Consider the following 17,395-nt stretch of genomic DNA (forward strand, 5'->3'; position numbering starts at 1 on the left):
TCGGCACATCCAACATCAAAGTGTCAGGCCCGACGCTTTCGCGAGCAGGCTCGCTCCCACAGGTTCTGGTGGTGTCAGCGCTGTTTCAAGCGGTCTATCACGACGGCCAGCAACAAAATCGAACCCCGAATCACATACTGGTAGAACGTATCGATGTTCTTCAGGTTCATCGCGTTCTCGATGATCGCCAGGATCAACACCCCGGCAATCACATGCCGGATCATGCCGATCCCGCCACTGAGCGACACGCCGCCGAGCACGCAGGCCGAGATCACCGTCAGCTCGAAGCCCTGCCCGATCATCGGTTGGCCCGAGGTCATGCGCGATGCCAGGATCACCCCGGCCAGCGCACCGATCAGGCCGTGCACGGCGAAGATGATGATCTTGGTCCGGTCAACGTTGACCCCCGCCAGCAGCGCCGCTTCCTGGTTCCCGCCGATGGCCATGGTGTTGCGCCCGTAGGTGGTGTAGTTGAGCAACCAGCCGAAGAACAGGAAGCAGACGATGGTGATCAGGATCGGTACCGGCACGCCGAACAACTGACCGTTGCCGAACACGAAGAACGACTCCTGGGACACACCCACCGCTTTGCCGTTGGCGAAGATGTAAGCCAGACCGCGCACGATCTGCATGGTCGCCAGCGTGGTGATCAGCGCGTTGACCCGCAGCTTGGCAATCACGATACCGTTGATCAGCCCGACGATCAGCCCCATCGCCAGCGCCGCACTGACACCGAGAAACACGCTGTCGGTGTCACGCATCACCACGGCGGCAACCACCCCGGCGCATGCGATCACCGACCCCACCGACAAGTCGAAATGCCCGGACGCCAGGCAGTACAACATGGTGCACGCCGCGATCCCGGTCGTGGAAATCGCCAGGCCCAGGCCGCGCATGTTCAATGGCGAGAGGAAGTTGTCGATCAACAAGGTGCACAGCACGAAGATACCGACGGCCGCCAGCAGCATCACCCAGTCGTCGAGAAAGCGCCGCAGGTCCAGCGGCTTGCGCGGGGTTGGCAGTGCGTTGTTTTGGCTTGTCATCATAGTCACCTCTCAGTTCGCCACGCCGTCAGCGCGTTGGCGCGGCAAAGCCAGTTGCAGCAGGTTGGATTCATTGGCCTGTTCGCGGCTCAGTTCGCCGCGCAGCGCGCCTTCGCACAACACCAGGATGCGGTCGGAAATGCCCATCACTTCCATCAGGTCGCTGGACACCACGATCACCGCAATGCCACTGGCGGCCAGGTTATGGATGATCTGGTAGATTTCGGCTTTGGCGCCGATGTCGATGCCGCGGGTGGGCTCGTCGAGCAGCAGGACTTTCATCGGCATCGACAGCCAGCGCCCGAGAATGGCCTTCTGCTGGTTGCCGCCGGACAGAAACTTGATCTGTTGCCCGGCGTGCGGTGTTTTTACCTTGAGCGCCTTGATCTGCTTGTCGGCGTTGCCCTTCTCCCACAGCCCACGCAACAGGCAACCGAAGGTCGAATGCGCACCACGAGCGCTGATATTGATGTTCTCGGCGACGCTCGCCAGCGGCAGGATGCCTTCCTTCTTGCGGTCTTCGGGACAGAGCAGGATCCCGGCCGCAATCGCATCCCGGGGCGAGCGCAATTTCAGTTCATGGCCGCGCAGTTCAAGGCGTCCGGCGCTGTTGCGTTCCAGGCCGCTGAGCAGGCGAAACAATTCCGTGCGCCCCGCGCCGACCAGGCCGAACAAGCCGAGAATCTCGCCTTTGTGCGCGTCGAAACTCACCGGTTCGCGCAGGCCAGGCCCGAGCAGGCTGTCGACCTTCAACGCCACCGCGCCGCGCTGGCGAGGGCGGTAATCGTAGATGTCCTGAATGTCGCGACCGACCATGCAGGTGACCAATTGGTCATGGGTCAGCTCGCTCATGTCTTCGAAGGTGCGCACGTAACGGCCGTCCTTGAACACCGTCACCGCGTTGCAGATGCGGAACACTTCCTCCATGCGATGGGAGACGTAGAGCACCACTTTGCCCTCGTCGCGCAGGCGAGCGATGATCGCCATCAAGCGATCGATCTCCCGTGCCGAAAGGCTACTGGTGGGCTCGTCGAAGGCGATGACATGCGCGCCACGGGACAAGGCCTTGGCGATCTCGACCAACTGCCGCTGACCGAGGGACAGGCGCCCGACTTTCTCCTGCGGGTCGATTTCATCGGCCAGGCCCCTGAGACAGGCCAGGGCTTGCTGGCGCAAAGTGCCGCGATTGATCAGGCCAAAACTGGCCGGCAGGTGACCGAGAAAAAGATTCTCCGCGACCGTCATTTCCGGCACCAGGTGCAGCTCTTGATGGATAACTGCAACGCCGCTGCCAATGCTGTCGGCGGTGGACTTGAAGGCCATCGTCTGGCCGCCGATCTGCAGGTCGCCGCTGCTCGGGGTGTAGGCGCCGCCGAGGATCTTCAGCAAGGTCGACTTGCCGGCGCCGTTCTCGCCCATCAAGGCATGAACCTGCCCCGGATGGGCGACGAAGTTGATGTTGTCCAGCGCCTTCACGCCGGGAAAGGTCTTGCCGATCCCGTTGAAGCGCAAGCTGCCGCCGGCGTTGTGTTGCTGTATTTGTGTTAGCGCGTGCATAACCACCTCATCACACAGATCAGGCAACCCCGTTGCCGGGGCCACCAATGAAATCAATCAGCCCTCAGTTCCACAGGCCGATCTTTTCCAGTTCCTGCTTGAAGTTGTCGCGCGTGATCAGTGTCACGTCGTCCATGGCGGTGTACTTCGCCGGTTCTTTGCCGCTGGTAACCCACTCGTACATCATGCTGGCGGTGTTGTAGCCCTCGATGTGCGGGCTTGGCAGCATCGACCCGTAGAAGCCGCTGTCGGGTTTCTTCAGCTCGCCAATGGCGTCGGTGCCGTTGATGCCGATGCCGATTACATTCGCCGCGGCAAAACCGGCGGCTTCAGTGGCACGCACGCCGCCGAGCACGGTGTTGTCGTTCATGCCGCCGATGATCAGGTTCTTCGCCGCGCTCGGCAGCTTCACCAGCGCCGAGTTGGTGGCATCCATGCTGCCCGGCACGTCGAGGGTTTTCAGGGCCGAGAACAGGATGTGGTCCTTGGGCATGCCGGCATCTTCCAAGGCCTTGACCGAGCCGTCGGTGCGTTTCTTGCCAGTGTCGAGTTCGTTGAAGGTGTTGATCACTGCATAGGTGTCTTTCCATTCCCAGCCGCGTTTTTTCGCTTCGGTGGCCATGGCGCTGCCTTGTTTCTGCCCGACTTCGAACGCGGCCATGCCCAGGTAAGGCACGTCTTCCATGAACTTGCCGCTGGCATCGACGAAGCGGTCATCCACGGCGATCACTTTCAAACCGTTGAGCTTGGCCTTGGCCATGATCGCAGGGCCCAGGGACACGTCCGGCGGGCAGATCACGAAGCCCTTGGCGCCGTTGGCCGCCAGGCTGTCGATGGCCGACAGGGTTTTCTCACCGTCAGGTACGGCGATCTTGATCAGGGTAAAACCCTTCTCCTTGCCGGCCTTTTCAGCGAAGGCCCACTCGGTCTGGAACCAGGGCTCTTCCGCTTGCTTGACCAGGAAACCGATTTTCACTTCTTCAGCCGCCAGCAGCGTGCTGCTCAGGCTGACTGCGCTGACTGCCAGGGCGGCGCAGCACAGGGAACGGATGGCATGACGACGATTCATAAGCTGACTCCTTGTTGTTTTTGTTGAGCGTACTGCCAATAGTCATATCGTATGATGATTGGATTTCAGGCGTAGTTCAGCCCTGAAACCTTGGGCTACCTAGTCGTGGTACATCACTGAGCGCCCGCCATCGATGGTGATGCACGAAGCATTGATGAACGGCGCTTCGTCACTGGCCAGGAACACCGCGGTCATGGCCACCTCAATCGGCTGGCCGATGCGGCGCGGCGGGTGCAGGTCGAAGGCGCGCTGACGTTCGGCATGCGGGTCGGCAAAACCGTTCCAGTAGTCGACGTTCAATTGGGTTTCGATATAACCCGGCGCGATGGCGTTGACGCGAATGCCCTTGGGTGCGTATTCGATACCCAGGGCGCGGGTCAGGCCGAGCAGACCGTGCTTGGCCACCGGATACGGGAAGCAGCCTGGAATGATGTGGGTGGAATGGGTCGAAGCAATGTTGATGATGCTGCCGATGCCCTGCTCGATCATCTGCGGCAATACAGCCTTGCAGCCGTACCAGGCGCCATCGAGGTCGATGGCGAAGCAGCGACGCCAGTCTTCCTCGGTCATTTCCAGCGGATCACGGAACACGTTGACCCCGGCGCAGTTGACCAGCACGTCGATCCGCCCGTGACGCTCGACCGCCAGTTTGGCCATGGCGTGCAGATCCTGCTGCTGCGACACGTCGGCCTTGATCGCCACCACGTCAGCCCCTTTTCCTCGCCACTGCGCCGCGACATTCTCGACTTTTTCGGCCTGGATATCGCTGATGATCAGCTTGGCTTGCTGGGACGCGAAGGTCGCCACAATCGCCTCGCCGATGCCTTGGGCGGCGCCGGTCAACAGCACGACTTTGTTTTTCAGGCGCTCGCCCTTGGGTGGTTCGGGCACCGGTGGTAGCGAAAGAGGTTCAGCCATGGATCAGGACTCCTGTTCGAAAGCACGACGAAAACCGGGCATCTGTGGATGTCCGGTCAAAAGGCGTTTTGGAAGAAACAGGCAGACGCAAAAACGTTTCAGCATCGGGGTGATCTGAAACGCGGACTCCACATGGGAGTGCGGGGAAATATCGCTGCATCACTTCACCTGTTTTGTTTTTTTAAGTGTGAGTGCGTGTATCTGATGGAGCCGACTATAAACCCGAGCGGGGAATAATCTCAATATATAATTTAACATCCCATATTTTGGGATTTATCCGGAAAATCGGCTACAGACCTTTCCGGGCACTTCGACGCGAATCGACAACACAGCCCCGTCCAGCGGATGCCCAAGCGGACTCGCGGCGCTGGTGATGTACAGGGTTTTGAGGTCGGCATCGCCAAATACGCAACTGGTCGGACGGCTGACGGGCAGTTCGATCACTCGATCGACTTTGCCTTCCGGGCTCAGCCTGAGCAGGCAACTGCCATCCCAACGGGCATTCCAGATAAAACCCTCGGCGTCCATTGCCGAGCCGTCCGGGCCGCCGAGTGGGTGGGGGCCGAACCAGGCCTGTGCCGGTTCGAGAAGGCCGTCGGTACGAATGAAGTGCCTGTACAACGTGCCGTCGAGGCTGTCGCCAAAATAAACAGTGGTGCCGTCATCGCTCCACAACAACGTATTGGGAATGCCCAGGCCACGCAGCAGCGGTGTCACCCGCGCATCGCGATCGATGCGGAACAGAGCACCGGTACGCCGCTCGATGGGCAGGTCTTCGCCCTGTTCGCCGATGTTATTTTGCATGGTGCCGAGCCACAGCCTGCCTTGAGCATCGCAGCGGGCTTCGTTGGCGCGGTTGCCGGGTTGTGGATCGGCGACGCAGAACAAGGTCAGTCGCGGGTCCAATCCTGGTGAGTCAAGATCAAGCCGATACACGCCGCTGCTCAAGGTCACCAGCGCATCGCCGCTCGCACAGGGGATGAACGCCGACACGTGCTCCGGCATCTGCCAGATCTGCACGTTGGCGCCGATCAACCGCATGGCCTGTTTGCCGGCGATGTCCACCCAGTACAGCGCCTGGGTCGGCGCATCCCAGAACGGGCCTTCCCCGAGTAGCGCCCGGTGCTCGGTAACCGCAGTCAACGTCATGAAACCTCCTGCGTTATTCTTGTTGTTATTGTCAGGAGCGTGTCAGCTACATGGACGTCGCCTGACACTCCATCGCGAGCATGCTCGCTCCTACCTTGTCGGCCATGACTTGCGGGTAGTAGCGCTTGATCGCCAGATCGGCGTTATCGATCAGGGTCATGCAGGCCCAGACACCTCGCGCGGTATCCCGGGCGGCGATGGCGTCGGCCATGTCTTTATGAATGGGCAAGGTGCGGCGCAGTTCGTCGGGGTCGGCAGCGGATACTTCAAAACACACGGCCAACAGCGCTCCAAGAGCCGGGACCATTTGCTCGATGAATTGATTGTGGCTGGCAGCGAGAATGCTCTCGTGGAAAAGCTGGTCGGCGCGGTTGTAATCGACGCCGCTGTCCACCGCCCGCTTTAACGCGTTGTAGGCCAGTAATATTGCATCGAGCTGTTCGGCGGTTGCCCGTTCGCAGGCCCAGCGCACCGCCATTGGTTCAATGGTTCGGCGCAGGTCGAGCAAGTCATCGACGAAATTTTCCGGCAAGCCACTGCGTGACAGCCACCCTACGACCTGTGGATCGAATAGATTCCAGCGCCGCACCGGCAACACCCGCGTACCGACTTTCGGCCCGACTTCGAGCATGCCCTTGGCGACCAGGGTCTTGATGGCTTCGCGAATAACGGTGCGGCTGACACCCAGCTGTTCGCCGAGGTCGGCTTCGACCTTCAGCGCCTCGCCTGGCTTGACTTGCCCGGCAGCAATCCAGCAGCCCAGCCAATCGACCGTCGACGCGTGAAAACTGCTGGACATGAACACCTCAAAGCCGTTCGCGATGGATGTCTACGCTAATCATCATATGATTGGGTGTCAAACAGATTTTATGAGGAACTGTAGGAATTCATTGTGGGAGCGAGCCTGCTCGCGAAGGCGACTGCATATCCGACATCTATGTGTCAGATCCACCGCTTTCGCGAGCAGGCTCGCTCCCACAGTGTCTTATGTCAGGGTTCCAGACCGATTCGGAAGAACTCGCCTGCGCTCCAAACACCGAGCCAACGCTGCCCATCGATCTCGCGGGTAACGGCCAGCTCTACCAATTGATAGAACACGTTGCGATGGATAAGCGCTTCGAGGTTGGTGCGCACATGCACATAGGGCGCCGGTTCTTGTGTGTCGGGATCGATGACCACGCGAATCGGATGCTCGGTGCCGGCTTCAGCAGTCTCATCGACGTTGGTGGTAAAGCGCAGAACCTGCGCCTCGCCCTCGCCTTCCACGTCCACCGCAATCGCCACAAAGGGCGCGTCATCGACCTTGATGCCGACCTTCTCCACCGGAGTGATCAGGAAGTAATCATCACCGTCGCGGCGAATGATGGTGGAGAACAGTTTGACCATCGGCTTGCGTCCGATCGGCGTGCCCAGGTAGTACCAGGTACCGTCGCGGGCGATGCGCATGTCGATGTCGCCGCAGAAATCGGGGTTCCACAAGTGGACCGGTGGCAAGCCTTGGGTCTTGGGGATTTGCCCCAGCAGGTCGTTGGCTTTTTGCGGGCCACTCATGGCGTTCTCCTTGAAATTACTGGTCGCTGAGCCCCAACAGGCTACGCGCGTACTGCTGCAGCGGCGGGCCCATCAGGTCTTCGGGTTTTTCGTCGTGGAATGTCAGCAGACCACCGCGACTCTTGATACGTGCAGTATCAATCAAATATTGGGTGCTGGTCTCGATCAACATGATCTGAATTACGCCGGTGTCGATGCCGAGGCGATCCACGGCTTCCTGATCCAGCCATTCATCCGAGTTGCCGATGCGGTCATCGGACTTGGCGAAACGGGTATAGAGCAGGTAATGGGCGCCGACGGCACGGGCTTCGCCCATGGCCTGGTCAAGGCCTTGCGGTGTGCGGGCGCGGCGGACCATCGGGAAATATTCGACGAAACCATCGAAGGCGACTTCGGCGATCACATTGGGGCGCGGGTATACGGCACTGCCCGGCGGCACAAAGGCGCCCTGGGCAATGTAGACGAAGGAGTCCGGCTGAATGCGCAGGTTATTCACCCGGCGGCTGTCGCTGTGGTCCAGCAGGCCGGCGTCGCTCATGTGGTAGCGAGTCCCTTCGGCCATGTCGCTGACATTCATGCAGCCACCGAGCGCCAAAATGGCCAGCAGCAAAACCAGGCTACGCATCCTATCCTCCAGAGGCCGGTGACGGAAAACCGGCGAATGGCCGTGGGATGCAGCTTTTGCGCCAGTCTTTTGTGGCGAGGGGATTTATCCCCGTTCGGCTGCGCAGCAGTCGTCAAACCATTGCATGCAATTATTTATTTCGAAATGCTGGGGCCGCTTCGCAGCCCAACGGGGATAAATCCCCTCGCCACAAAAGCCCCTCGCCACAGGCGGTTCAGCCACCGATAATCTTCATGATGGTCGCACCGCCGGAAAACGCCACTTCCTGCTTGTCACCCAAGGCTTTCACCAGAAGTCGCTGCAAGGCCGGCAACGCTTGATGACGCGGCTTGTCCAGCAGATCGCCGACATAGTGGCGATTACTCGACGACAGGCAGCCATGCAGCCAGCCAGTGGACGACAGGCGCAACCGCGAGCAGGTGCGGCAGAACGGAACACTTTCGTTGGCGATCACGCCAAAATAACCCTGCCCCGGAATTTCATAACGGACAGCGGTCGCATCGACAGGCGCATCGGCCTGGAGATACTCATAGCGTTCGCCGATCAGGCTCAGCAGCTGTTGCAGGCTGACAAACTGCTGCAGGAATGCATTGGAGTCGCTGGCCAGGTGGCCCATGCGCATCAACTCGATGAAGCGCAGCTCAAAGCCGCGCTCCAGGCAGTAATCGAGCAGTGGCATCACCTGATCGAGGTTCTGGCCGCGCAGCGGCACCATGTTGACCTTGACCTTCATGCCCGCCGCACGCGCCTGGTCCATGCCGCCAAGCACTGTCGCCAGATCGCCACCACGGGCAATGCTGCGAAACGCAGAGGCGTCCAGGGTATCTAGGGAAACGTTGATGCGCCGAATGCCGGCATCCACCAGGATCGGCAGCTTTTTCGCCAACAGCTGGCCATTGGTGGTCAGGCTGATGTCCTGCAGCCCCATCTGGCCGACGGCGGCCATGAAGGCTTCGAGTTTCGGGCTGACCAGCGGTTCGCCACCGGTGATGCGCAAGCGCTCGATACCCGCCGCTTCGATCAGGTAGGCGACTCCACGCGCCATGGCTTCTGCCGACAATTCATCCTGCGCAGCCACCAGCCGCTTGCCGTTGGGCACGCAGTAGGTACAAGCGTAATTGCAGGCTGAGGTCAGGCTGACTCGCAAATTGCGAAAACGCCTGCCTTGTCGGTCAACGATCATGATCACTCCGGCGCAAGAATATTCGGGCCGGTAAAACTTGACTCACAAATCAAGTTTTAGCAAGCCCTCTGCCTGAGTATATTCCTGCGGTACTGCGCCATGTAGCGAAATCACGGGCAATAAGGCGGCTGAATGGCTCAGCTGCTCGGGGTGTCGTTGTCGCGCTTGCGCTTGTTACCCATGCGCACGCCGATGTCCATCAGGAACTGGAAGAAGCCTTCCTGGTCTTCCAGCACATTGCTCCAGAACGGCGAGTGATACAGTGCCACGGCACCGTGCACCAGCGCCCAGGACGCGCAGTAATGGAAGTAAGGTGGCACGTCTTCGAGCTTGCCTTCGCTGATCCGGCCCTTGATGAGCAAGGTCAGGCGTTCGAAGTTCGAGGCACGTATCTTGTGCAGCTCCTCGACCATCTCCGGCACCTGGTTGCCCTTGACGACCTTTTCTTCCAGGCGGTCAAACAACCGGTAACGCTGTGGGTCGCGCATGCGGAATTCGAAATAGGCGCGGGACAGGGCTTCCTTGTCCTTGTCGACATCGGCCGAATGCAACAGCTCGTTCAAATCGCGCTCATAGTCGAGCATCAGGCGCAGATAGATCTCGGCCTTGGATTTGAAATGCTTGTAGATCGTGCCTTTGCCGATACCGACAGCATCAGCAATCATCTCGACGGTGACACTATCTTCACCCTGGTCGAGGAACAGCTTGAGCGCGGTATCGAGAATTTCTTGCTCGCGGCGACGAAACTCACGGACCTTACGAGGTTCTTTATGCATAAGAAAAGGTCTGTAGGGGTCAAAATTCGAAGCCGCGTATTATGCCTAAATTGCGCCAAAATGCACGGATCATCCGACCATATCTGTGTTTCTTGATGATTTCTCGCAACATCGTCCGTTGATGAGAACTCTTCTGAAGCGCCCGTATTCCAAATTTGTTTAAAAACCGCGGCCTACAAACTGGACGGTGCGAAATACTGATCAATACTTGAACTGTCGGCGGGGCATCTCCCCCAAGTGTCACGCCGATATTGGTACCAACGGACCGCGTGCCATTGTTTTACTCCTAATGGTCTTAACCCGGATTCACCCCCCAGAACCCGGGTTTTTTTTGCCTGCGATTTAACCTTGTGGGAGCGAGCCTGCTCGCGAAAGCGTCTTCGAACCCTAAACAGATTTCAAATGCGCCAGCGGGAACAACCGCTTGAAGTTCTCAGTGGTCTGCTCGGCAAATCGCTCGTAAGGCTCACCCCGCAACATTGCCAGAAATTCCGCAACTTCGCGTACGTACTGCGGCAGGTTCGGCTTGCCGCGATACGGGATCGGCGCCAGGTACGGTGAGTCGGTTTCTACCAGCAAACGGTCGGCCGGCACCTTGCTCGCCACGTCGCGCAACGCGTCGGCATTGCGGAATGTGACAATCCCGGACAGGGAAATGTAGTAACCCATGTCCAGCGCGGCTTTCGCCATGTCCCAGTCCTCGGTGAAGCAGTGCAGCACGCCCGCCTGGGGCAGCGCCGCCTCACGCAACAGGTTCAAGGTATCGGCGCGCGCGCCTCGGGTGTGGATGATCACCGGCTTGCCGGTCTGTTGGGCCGCTTGCAGGTGCAATCGGAAAGATTGCTGCTGCAACTCTGCCGCTTCCGGTTCGTAGTGATAATCCAGACCGGTTTCACCGATCGCCACCACGCGCGGATGATTGAGTTCGTGCAACAGCCAGTCCAGCGCAGGCGCCGCACCCGGCTGCACATCCAGCGGATGCACGCCGACCGAACAATCGACATCGTCGTAGCGCTCGGCCAGGGCTTTGACATCGGCGGCGTTGTCAGCGCTTACACCGATACACAAAAAATGCCCTACTCCACGCTGGCGGGCCGCATCCAGGGCGTTATCCAACGAGCCGTTGTGGGCGGCGAGGTCGAGGCGATCAAGGTGACAATGGGAATCTACGAGCATAAAAGGGCTGCAACTTACATCGTATGGATGGGAGGTCGGATTGTCTGATACATGAAGTCTAGGCGCAGACGGTCACCTCTGGGTAGGCAACGTCGCCCATTGCACCAGCAGCGCCTCCAGCAACAACACCCGGTTGAGGTTGGCTTTGCTCAACACTTTCTGGCGTTGGGCGAGAATCCAGTCCTGGATATTCAGGACTTTGTCCTGCGCGGTTTTTTGCGCCAGGTACTGAATCACCTTGCGCATGTCCATCAGCCCCAGCCCTTGTTCATCCTGGGTTAGTTGGTAGCGCAGGATCAGGCTCGACCAATCACAGAACCAGTCGAACAGCAGCAACAACGGAATCGCATTCCAGCCCTCGGCCAGTTGTGTCGGCGATTGTTGCTGCTTGAGCAACTTCTTCACCCCATCGACCACTTGCGCGCGCTGCTCGCGCACGCCCTGGGCGTTCAGGTTGACGGCGGCCAACGGCGAACCGGCTGCCAGGGTCAGCAACTCGATGCGTTCTTCCGGCGAACAATCCGGCAAGGCCTTGGCCAGCCAGTCCAGGCTCATGGCCTCGCCCGGCAGCGGACAGGCTTGCTGCACACAGCGGCTCTTGATGGTCGGCAACAGCCGGCTGGGCTGGTGGCTGACCAATAGCAACACGGTGTCGCCGGACGGCTCTTCAAGGCTTTTGAGCAAGGCGTTGGCGGCGTTGATGTTCATCGACTCCACCGGCTCGATCAGCACCACTTTGCGTCCACCCAGTTGCGCGGTCTGCACCACGAAACTGACCAGGTCGCGCACCTGGTCGACCTTGATCGCCTTGTCGGCTTCTTCCGGCTCCAGGATGTAGTTATCGGGATGACTGCCGGCCTTGAGCAACAGGCACGACTTGCATTCGCCACAAGCGCCCTGCACGGTCGGACGCTGGCACAGCAGGCTGGCCATCAAGCGCTCGGCCAGGGCCCGCTTGCCGATTCCGGCCGGGCCATGCAGCAAATAGGCATGGGCGTGTTGCGCACGACCGGCCAGATGCTGCCAGAGACTGTCCTGCCACGGATAGGCATCAGCCACGGCACAACTCCAACAGGCGTGGCAGCAAGGCATCCAGGGATTGCTGAACCTGCGCCAACGGCTGCGCGGCGTCGATCAGCACGTAACGCGCAGGCTGCGCTGCCGCGCGCTTGAGGAAAGCGCCGCGCACGGCATCGAAAAAGGTTCGGCCTTCCAGTTCAAAGCGATCCAGGCGTCCGCGGGCACTGGCGCGCGCCAGACCGACTTCCACCGGCAGGTCGAAAATCAGCGTCAGGTCGGGACGCAGATCGCCCTGGACAAAGGTTTCCAGCGTTGCAATACGCTCCAGTGACAAGCCGCGGCCACCGCCCTGGTAGGCGTAGGTCGAATCAGTGAAGCGATCACACAACACCACGGCGCCACGGGCCAGCGCCGGGCGAATGACTTCGGCCAGGTGCTGGGCTCGCGCCGCGAATACCAGCAACAACTCGGTGTCTGGGTTCATGACTTCATCGACCGGCGCCAGGAGCACTTCGCGGATGCGTTCAGCCAGCGGGGTGCCACCCGGTTCGCGGGTCAGCACCACCTCGATACCGGCAGCGCTCAGGCGCTCGGCCAGGTATTCGCGATTGGTGCTCTTGCCGGCGCCTTCCGGGCCTTCCAGCGTAATAAACAAGCCAGTCACAGGCAGTCCTTAGTCAGATTCATTGCGGGCTTTGCGGTGTTGTTGCATTCGGTTCCGTTTGCGGCTCCGGTTCCGTTTGTGGCACTGGCTCCGGTGGCGGTGCGGCTGCAGGTTCAGGCGCGGGTTCTTGCGTTGGCTCTGGAGGTGCAGCCTCGGGCGCGGTGTCGGGCGAGGCCGCCGGGACGGAGGGCTGGGCCTCGGGAGCCTCGGGTTGCGACGCCTCTGGTTCCACCGTCTCGGTTTGCGGCGCCTGGGCATCCGGCGTCTCGGGCGTGGTCACCGGCGCCGGACTCGAACGGTAATCGGCACGACGTTTGAGCTGGAACTCTCGCACGGCGTTGTTGTGCGCGTCCAGGTCATCGGAAAACACATGGCTGCCATCGCCGCGAGCCACGAAGTAAAGGCTGGTACCCTCCACCGGATTCAGCGCCGCGTGGATGGCTTCGCGGCCGACCATGGCAATCGGGGTCGGCGGCAGACCGGAAATCATATAGGTGTTGTAAGGGGTCGCTTCCTTGAGATGGGCGCGGGTCAGCCTGCCGTTGTACCGGTCACCCAGGCCATAGATCACCGTCGGGTCTGTTTGCAACAGCATGCCGATCGCCATGCGACGCACGAATACGCCGGCAATCTGCCCGCGCTCCTGTGGCACGCCGGTTTCCTTCTCCACCAGCGAGGCCATGATCAGCGCTTGATAGGGTCCGGAGTAAGGCAGGTCGGCCGCACGCTGATTCCACTCCTTGGCCAGCACTTCGTCGAGACGCTCGTAAGCTGTTTTCAGCACTTCGGTGTCGGTCATGCCACGCACGAAGCGGTAAGTGTCGGGGAAGAATCGCCCTTCCGGAAAAATCCCGCTATGGCCGAGCTTGTCCATGACCTGGCTGTCGCTCAAGCCGTTCAGGGTTTGCTCAAGCTTTTCTTCCTTGGCCAGGGCCGCACGGACCTGGTGGAAATTCCAGCCTTCGACCAGGGTCAGGCTGTATTGCACCATTTCCCCGCGCTTCCACAAATCGATCAGACCTTCGACGGTCATGCCAGGCGTCATGCGGTACTCACCGCTATGCAAGGGCTGTTTAGGCAAGTTGAAGCGCCAGTAGACGCGCAGCCAGAACGCGTCCTTGATGACGCCATCGGCTTCCATCCGCAGGAAGGTGCGGTTCGGAGTGGTGCCCTTGGGCACCTCCAGCAGTTCTTCCTGTTTGATATTCAGCGGTTGCACCAGTGCCGAATGAATTTTCCAGGCAGAAGCACCTATCATTAGCCCCGCCAGAACCAGTCCGGTTTCCAGCAGCAGCAAGAATTTACGTCTCACGTATCAAGCATCCAGTAGTGCGCGGGCAATGGTTTGGAGTTTACGGGTGAGCGGCCCAACCGGCCAGCTCAGTGCGGCATAGGCGCGCACCGGCCAAACGCCATACACGCTGTTGCAGACAAAGACTTCGTCAGCGCCTTGCAGCTGCTCAAGCGTGATATCGGTGATTTGTATGGGGATGCCCAAAGATTCGGCCTGAGACAACAACTCGGCACGCATCACACCTTCTACGCCGCAGCAGCTCAAATCCGCTGTGATCAACACGCCGTCACGCACCAGGAACAGGTTGCTGAAAACGCCCTCGATCACGCGACCGGCCTGATCGAGCATCAAGCCTTCGGCATGTTCGGTGTCCTGCCATTCGGCGCGCGCCATCACCTGCTCAAGTCGGTTCAAGTGCTTGAGCCCTGCGAGAAGGGGTTGAAAGGAAAGTCGTGTGGTGCACGGGAACAGGCGAATGCCCTGCTCTGCATGGGCGTCCGGGTAAACCGCAGGAGGATTACCCGACAGGATACGACGGGCCTGGGCCGAAGGATCGAAAGCGTAACCGCGCAGGCTGTCGCCGCGTGTAACGATCAGCTTGAGCACACCTTCGTTCAGTTGCTCGGCATAGGTCAACAATTCCGCGACCACAGCACCCTGATCCAGATTGATTGCCAACCGCCGGCAGCCCCTGGCCAGCCGCACCATATGACGATCCAGCAAGACCGGAAAGCCATCATGCACGGCGATGGTCTCGAACAGACCGTCGCCGTAGGCCAGGCCGCGATCCTTCAGCGACAATGCGTCAGCCGGCTGACCGTCGACCCAGCTGTCCATCAGCCTGCAAACCGGCGAAACACCAGCGAGCCGTTGGTGCCGCCAAAACCGAAGGAGTTGGACAAGACCACATCGATATCCATGTTGCGCGCGGTGTGCGGCACGAAGTCGAGGTCGCAGCCATCGTCCGGCTCATCGAGGTTGATGGTCGGTGGCGCCACCTGGCTGTTGATCGCCAGCACGCTGAAGATGGCTTCGACCGCGCCCGCCGCGCCCAGCAAGTGGCCGGTCATCGACTTGGTCGAGCTGACGGCCAACTTGTAGGCGTGCTCGCCAAATACCGACTTGATTGCATTGACTTCAGCGAGGTCGCCAGCCGGCGTCGAGGTACCGTGGGCGTTGATGTACTGCACTTGATCGCCATTGATTTTGGCGTCTCGCAGTGCATTGGTGATGCAACGTGCAGCCCCCGCGCCATCGGCTGGCGGCGAAGTCATGTGGTAGGCGTCGCCACTGGTACCGAAACCGATCAGTTCGGCATAGATGGTCGCGCCACGGGCCCTGGCGTGTTCCAGCTCTTCCAGAACCAGCGCACCGGCGCCATTGGACAATACGAAGCCATCACGGCCCTTGTCCCATGGACGGCTGGCGCGGGTCGGCTCGTCGTTGCGGGTCGACAGTGCGCGGGAGGCGCCGAAACCGCCCATGCCCAGGCCGCAGGCTGCCATTTCGGCGCCGCCGGCGATCATCACGTCGGCTTCGTCGTACATGATGTTGCGAGCAGCCATGCCGATGCAGTGCGTACCGGTGGTACACGCCGTGGCGATGGCATAGTTAGGTCCCTGTGCCCCCAGGTGGATGGACAGGAAACCGGAAATCATGTTGATGATCGAGCCAGGCACGAAGAACGGAGAAATCCGTCGCGGACCGGTCTCATGCAAGGTGCGACTGGTTTCTTCGATGTTGGTCAGTCCACCGATACCCGAACCCATGGCCACGCCGATGCGCTCACGGTTGGCATCGGTCACTTCCAGACCGGCATTGCGCACTGCCTGAAAACCTGCGGCCAGACCGTACTGAATGAACAGGTCGAGCTTGCGAGCTTCCTTGACCGACAGGTATTCCTCGACATTGAAGCCCTTTACCGAGCCGCCAAAACGGGTGGAATAGGCAGAAAGGTCGGTGTGTTCGATCAGACCAATGCCACTGCGGCCAGCCAGAATGCCCTGCCAGCTGCTTGGCACATCAGTGCCCAGTGGCGACAACATACCCATACCGGTGACTACGACGCGTCTACGCGACACAGCACTCTCCTTTTTTTCAAATGACGACTTTGCATCAGGCCTAAAGAAAAAACCGCACGCCATGATGGCAGTGCGGTTTTTCCATGACAGCGAGCAACGATTACAAACTATTACGCCTGGTGGGCAGTAACGTAGTCGATTGCAGCTTGTACAGTAGTGATCTTCTCAGCTTCTTCGTCAGGGATTTCGGTCTCGAATTCCTCTTCCAGAGCCATCACCAGCTCAACGGTGTCAAGGGAGTCAGCACCCAGGTCTTCAACGAAGGAAGCAGTGTTGACCACTTCTTCTTCTTTAACGCCCAGTTGCTCGGCAACGATTTTCTTGACGCGCTCTTCGATGGTGCTCATACCTTGTTTTCACTCCTAATGGACAAATTCAGGCAGCTGGCCAGTGGGTAAGTGTATAGAAAGACTTTTCAGCTTTTCAACTGAAAGCTTCACTCCTCAAACCCGGTGACCCGCTGCCTATAAATAGATTGCAGCTTTATAACGGATTTTAGACAGCTCGTATGACATTTTTTTGAAACGATCCGTCACATTTAACTCATGTACATCCCGCCGTTCACCGGGATTGTAGCCCCAGTAACGTAAGCCGCACCGTCAGACGCAAGAAAAGCGACCACAGACGCGATCTCTTGAGCTTGCCCCAGACGACCCAGCGGAATCTGCGTCTGCAAGGCTTCACGCTGTGCCTCGGGTAGTTCGCGAGTCATATCGGTATCGATGAACCCTGGGGTCACCGAGTTTACCGTAATCGAACGCGAACCGACTTCACGCGCCAGTGAGCGGCTGAAACCTTCCAGGCCGGCCTTGGCGGCAGCGTAGTTTACTTGGCCTGCGTTGCCCATGGCACCCACAACCGAGCCAATACTGATAATTCGTCCCCAACGGGCCTTGGTCATACCGCGCAAAACGCCCTTGGACAGGCGAAACAGACTGTTCAGGTTGGTATCGACCACGTCATGCCACTCGTCGTCTTTCATGCGCAGCATCAGGTTATCGCGGGTGATGCCGGCATTATTGACCAGGATCGCCGGCGCACCGAACTGCGCCTGAATGCTCGCCAGGACAGCCGCCACGGACTCGTCGCTGGTGACATTGAGCTCAAGGCCAGTGCCCTGAATGCCGTTTTCCTTCAGGGTGGCGGCAATGCGCTCGGCACCCGAAGCGGAGGTCGCGGTGCCCACAACGATGGCGCCCTGACGACCCAGTTCCAGGGCGATGGCCTGGCCGATACCGCGGCTCGCGCCGGTGACCAGTGCAACTTTACCTTGCAGACTCATGCAAGCT

The 17,395-nt window shown here is 59.7% G+C and carries 18 protein-coding genes; all 18 read right to left on the reverse strand.

What is annotated here, in order from left to right:
- Positions 1 to 74: 74 nt before the first annotated feature.
- Positions 75 to 1,043, reverse strand: a complete 969-nt coding sequence (araH, locus tag ACA054_RS25055) for an L-arabinose ABC transporter permease AraH (RefSeq protein WP_497686654.1) — start codon at positions 1,041 to 1,043, stop codon at positions 75 to 77.
- 12 nt (positions 1,044 to 1,055) lie between these two features.
- On the reverse strand, positions 1,056 to 2,600 hold the full coding sequence (araG, locus tag ACA054_RS25060) for an L-arabinose ABC transporter ATP-binding protein AraG (RefSeq protein ID WP_497686655.1): 1,545 nt from the start codon (positions 2,598 to 2,600) through the stop codon (positions 1,056 to 1,058).
- Between the two features lie 64 nt (positions 2,601 to 2,664).
- Entirely contained in the window at positions 2,665 to 3,669 is a 1,005-nt protein-coding gene (locus ACA054_RS25065; RefSeq protein ID WP_497686656.1) for a substrate-binding domain-containing protein, read from the reverse strand.
- A 99-nt stretch (positions 3,670 to 3,768) separates the two neighbouring features.
- Entirely contained in the window at positions 3,769 to 4,587 is an 819-nt protein-coding gene (locus tag ACA054_RS25070; RefSeq protein ID WP_497686657.1) for an SDR family oxidoreductase, read from the reverse strand.
- A 273-nt stretch (positions 4,588 to 4,860) separates the two neighbouring features.
- On the reverse strand, positions 4,861 to 5,736 hold the full coding sequence (locus ACA054_RS25075) for an SMP-30/gluconolactonase/LRE family protein (RefSeq protein WP_497686658.1): 876 nt from the start codon (positions 5,734 to 5,736) through the stop codon (positions 4,861 to 4,863).
- 46 nt (positions 5,737 to 5,782) lie between these two features.
- Positions 5,783 to 6,535, reverse strand: coding sequence for a FadR/GntR family transcriptional regulator (locus ACA054_RS25080; protein ID WP_497686659.1), 753 nt, complete (start codon positions 6,533 to 6,535; stop codon positions 5,783 to 5,785).
- 191 nt (positions 6,536 to 6,726) lie between these two features.
- Positions 6,727 to 7,287 carry a DUF1285 domain-containing protein gene (locus tag ACA054_RS25085; protein WP_497686660.1) on the reverse strand — a complete coding sequence of 187 codons (561 nt, stop codon included), beginning with the start codon at positions 7,285 to 7,287 and terminating at the stop codon, positions 6,727 to 6,729.
- 16 nt (positions 7,288 to 7,303) lie between these two features.
- Complete coding sequence (locus ACA054_RS25090; RefSeq protein ID WP_497686661.1) at positions 7,304 to 7,912, reverse strand: DUF4823 domain-containing protein; 609 nt, start codon at positions 7,910 to 7,912, stop codon at positions 7,304 to 7,306.
- A 214-nt stretch (positions 7,913 to 8,126) separates the two neighbouring features.
- Positions 8,127 to 9,095: a GTP 3',8-cyclase MoaA gene (locus ACA054_RS25095; RefSeq protein WP_497686662.1), complete on the reverse strand. Its 969-nt coding sequence runs from the start codon at positions 9,093 to 9,095 to the stop codon at positions 8,127 to 8,129.
- Between the two features lie 137 nt (positions 9,096 to 9,232).
- Positions 9,233 to 9,871, reverse strand: coding sequence for a TetR/AcrR family transcriptional regulator (locus ACA054_RS25100; RefSeq protein WP_274072967.1), 639 nt, complete (start codon positions 9,869 to 9,871; stop codon positions 9,233 to 9,235).
- Positions 9,872 to 10,258: 387 nt separating this feature from the next.
- Entirely contained in the window at positions 10,259 to 11,047 is a 789-nt protein-coding gene (locus ACA054_RS25105) for a TatD family hydrolase (RefSeq protein WP_497686663.1), read from the reverse strand.
- Between the two features lie 72 nt (positions 11,048 to 11,119).
- Entirely contained in the window at positions 11,120 to 12,106 is a 987-nt protein-coding gene (locus ACA054_RS25110; protein ID WP_497686664.1) for a DNA polymerase III subunit delta', read from the reverse strand.
- Positions 12,099 to 12,731 carry a dTMP kinase gene (tmk, locus tag ACA054_RS25115; protein WP_497686665.1) on the reverse strand — a complete coding sequence of 211 codons (633 nt, stop codon included), beginning with the start codon at positions 12,729 to 12,731 and terminating at the stop codon, positions 12,099 to 12,101. Before tmk ends, ACA054_RS25110 begins: the two co-directional genes overlap by 8 nt.
- 19 nt (positions 12,732 to 12,750) lie before the next feature.
- Positions 12,751 to 14,043 (reverse strand): endolytic transglycosylase MltG, encoded by a 1,293-nt coding sequence (gene mltG / locus ACA054_RS25120; protein WP_497686666.1) that lies wholly within the window; start codon positions 14,041 to 14,043, stop codon positions 12,751 to 12,753.
- 3 nt (positions 14,044 to 14,046) lie between these two features.
- Positions 14,047 to 14,862, reverse strand: coding sequence for an aminodeoxychorismate lyase (gene pabC / locus ACA054_RS25125; protein WP_497686667.1), 816 nt, complete (start codon positions 14,860 to 14,862; stop codon positions 14,047 to 14,049).
- Complete coding sequence (fabF, locus tag ACA054_RS25130) at positions 14,862 to 16,106, reverse strand: beta-ketoacyl-ACP synthase II (RefSeq protein WP_497686668.1); 1,245 nt, start codon at positions 16,104 to 16,106, stop codon at positions 14,862 to 14,864. Before fabF ends, pabC begins: the two co-directional genes overlap by 1 nt.
- Positions 16,107 to 16,216: 110 nt before the next feature.
- A complete protein-coding gene (acpP, locus tag ACA054_RS25135; protein WP_007987170.1) occupies positions 16,217 to 16,453 on the reverse strand; it encodes an acyl carrier protein in 237 nt (78 codons plus the stop codon).
- Positions 16,454 to 16,644: 191 nt separating this feature from the next.
- Positions 16,645 to 17,388, reverse strand: a complete 744-nt coding sequence (gene fabG / locus ACA054_RS25140) for a 3-oxoacyl-ACP reductase FabG (RefSeq protein ID WP_497686669.1) — start codon at positions 17,386 to 17,388, stop codon at positions 16,645 to 16,647.
- Positions 17,389 to 17,395 lie beyond the last annotated feature (7 nt).

The sequence above is a fragment of the Pseudomonas sp. LBUM1653 genome (assembly GCF_059716115.1).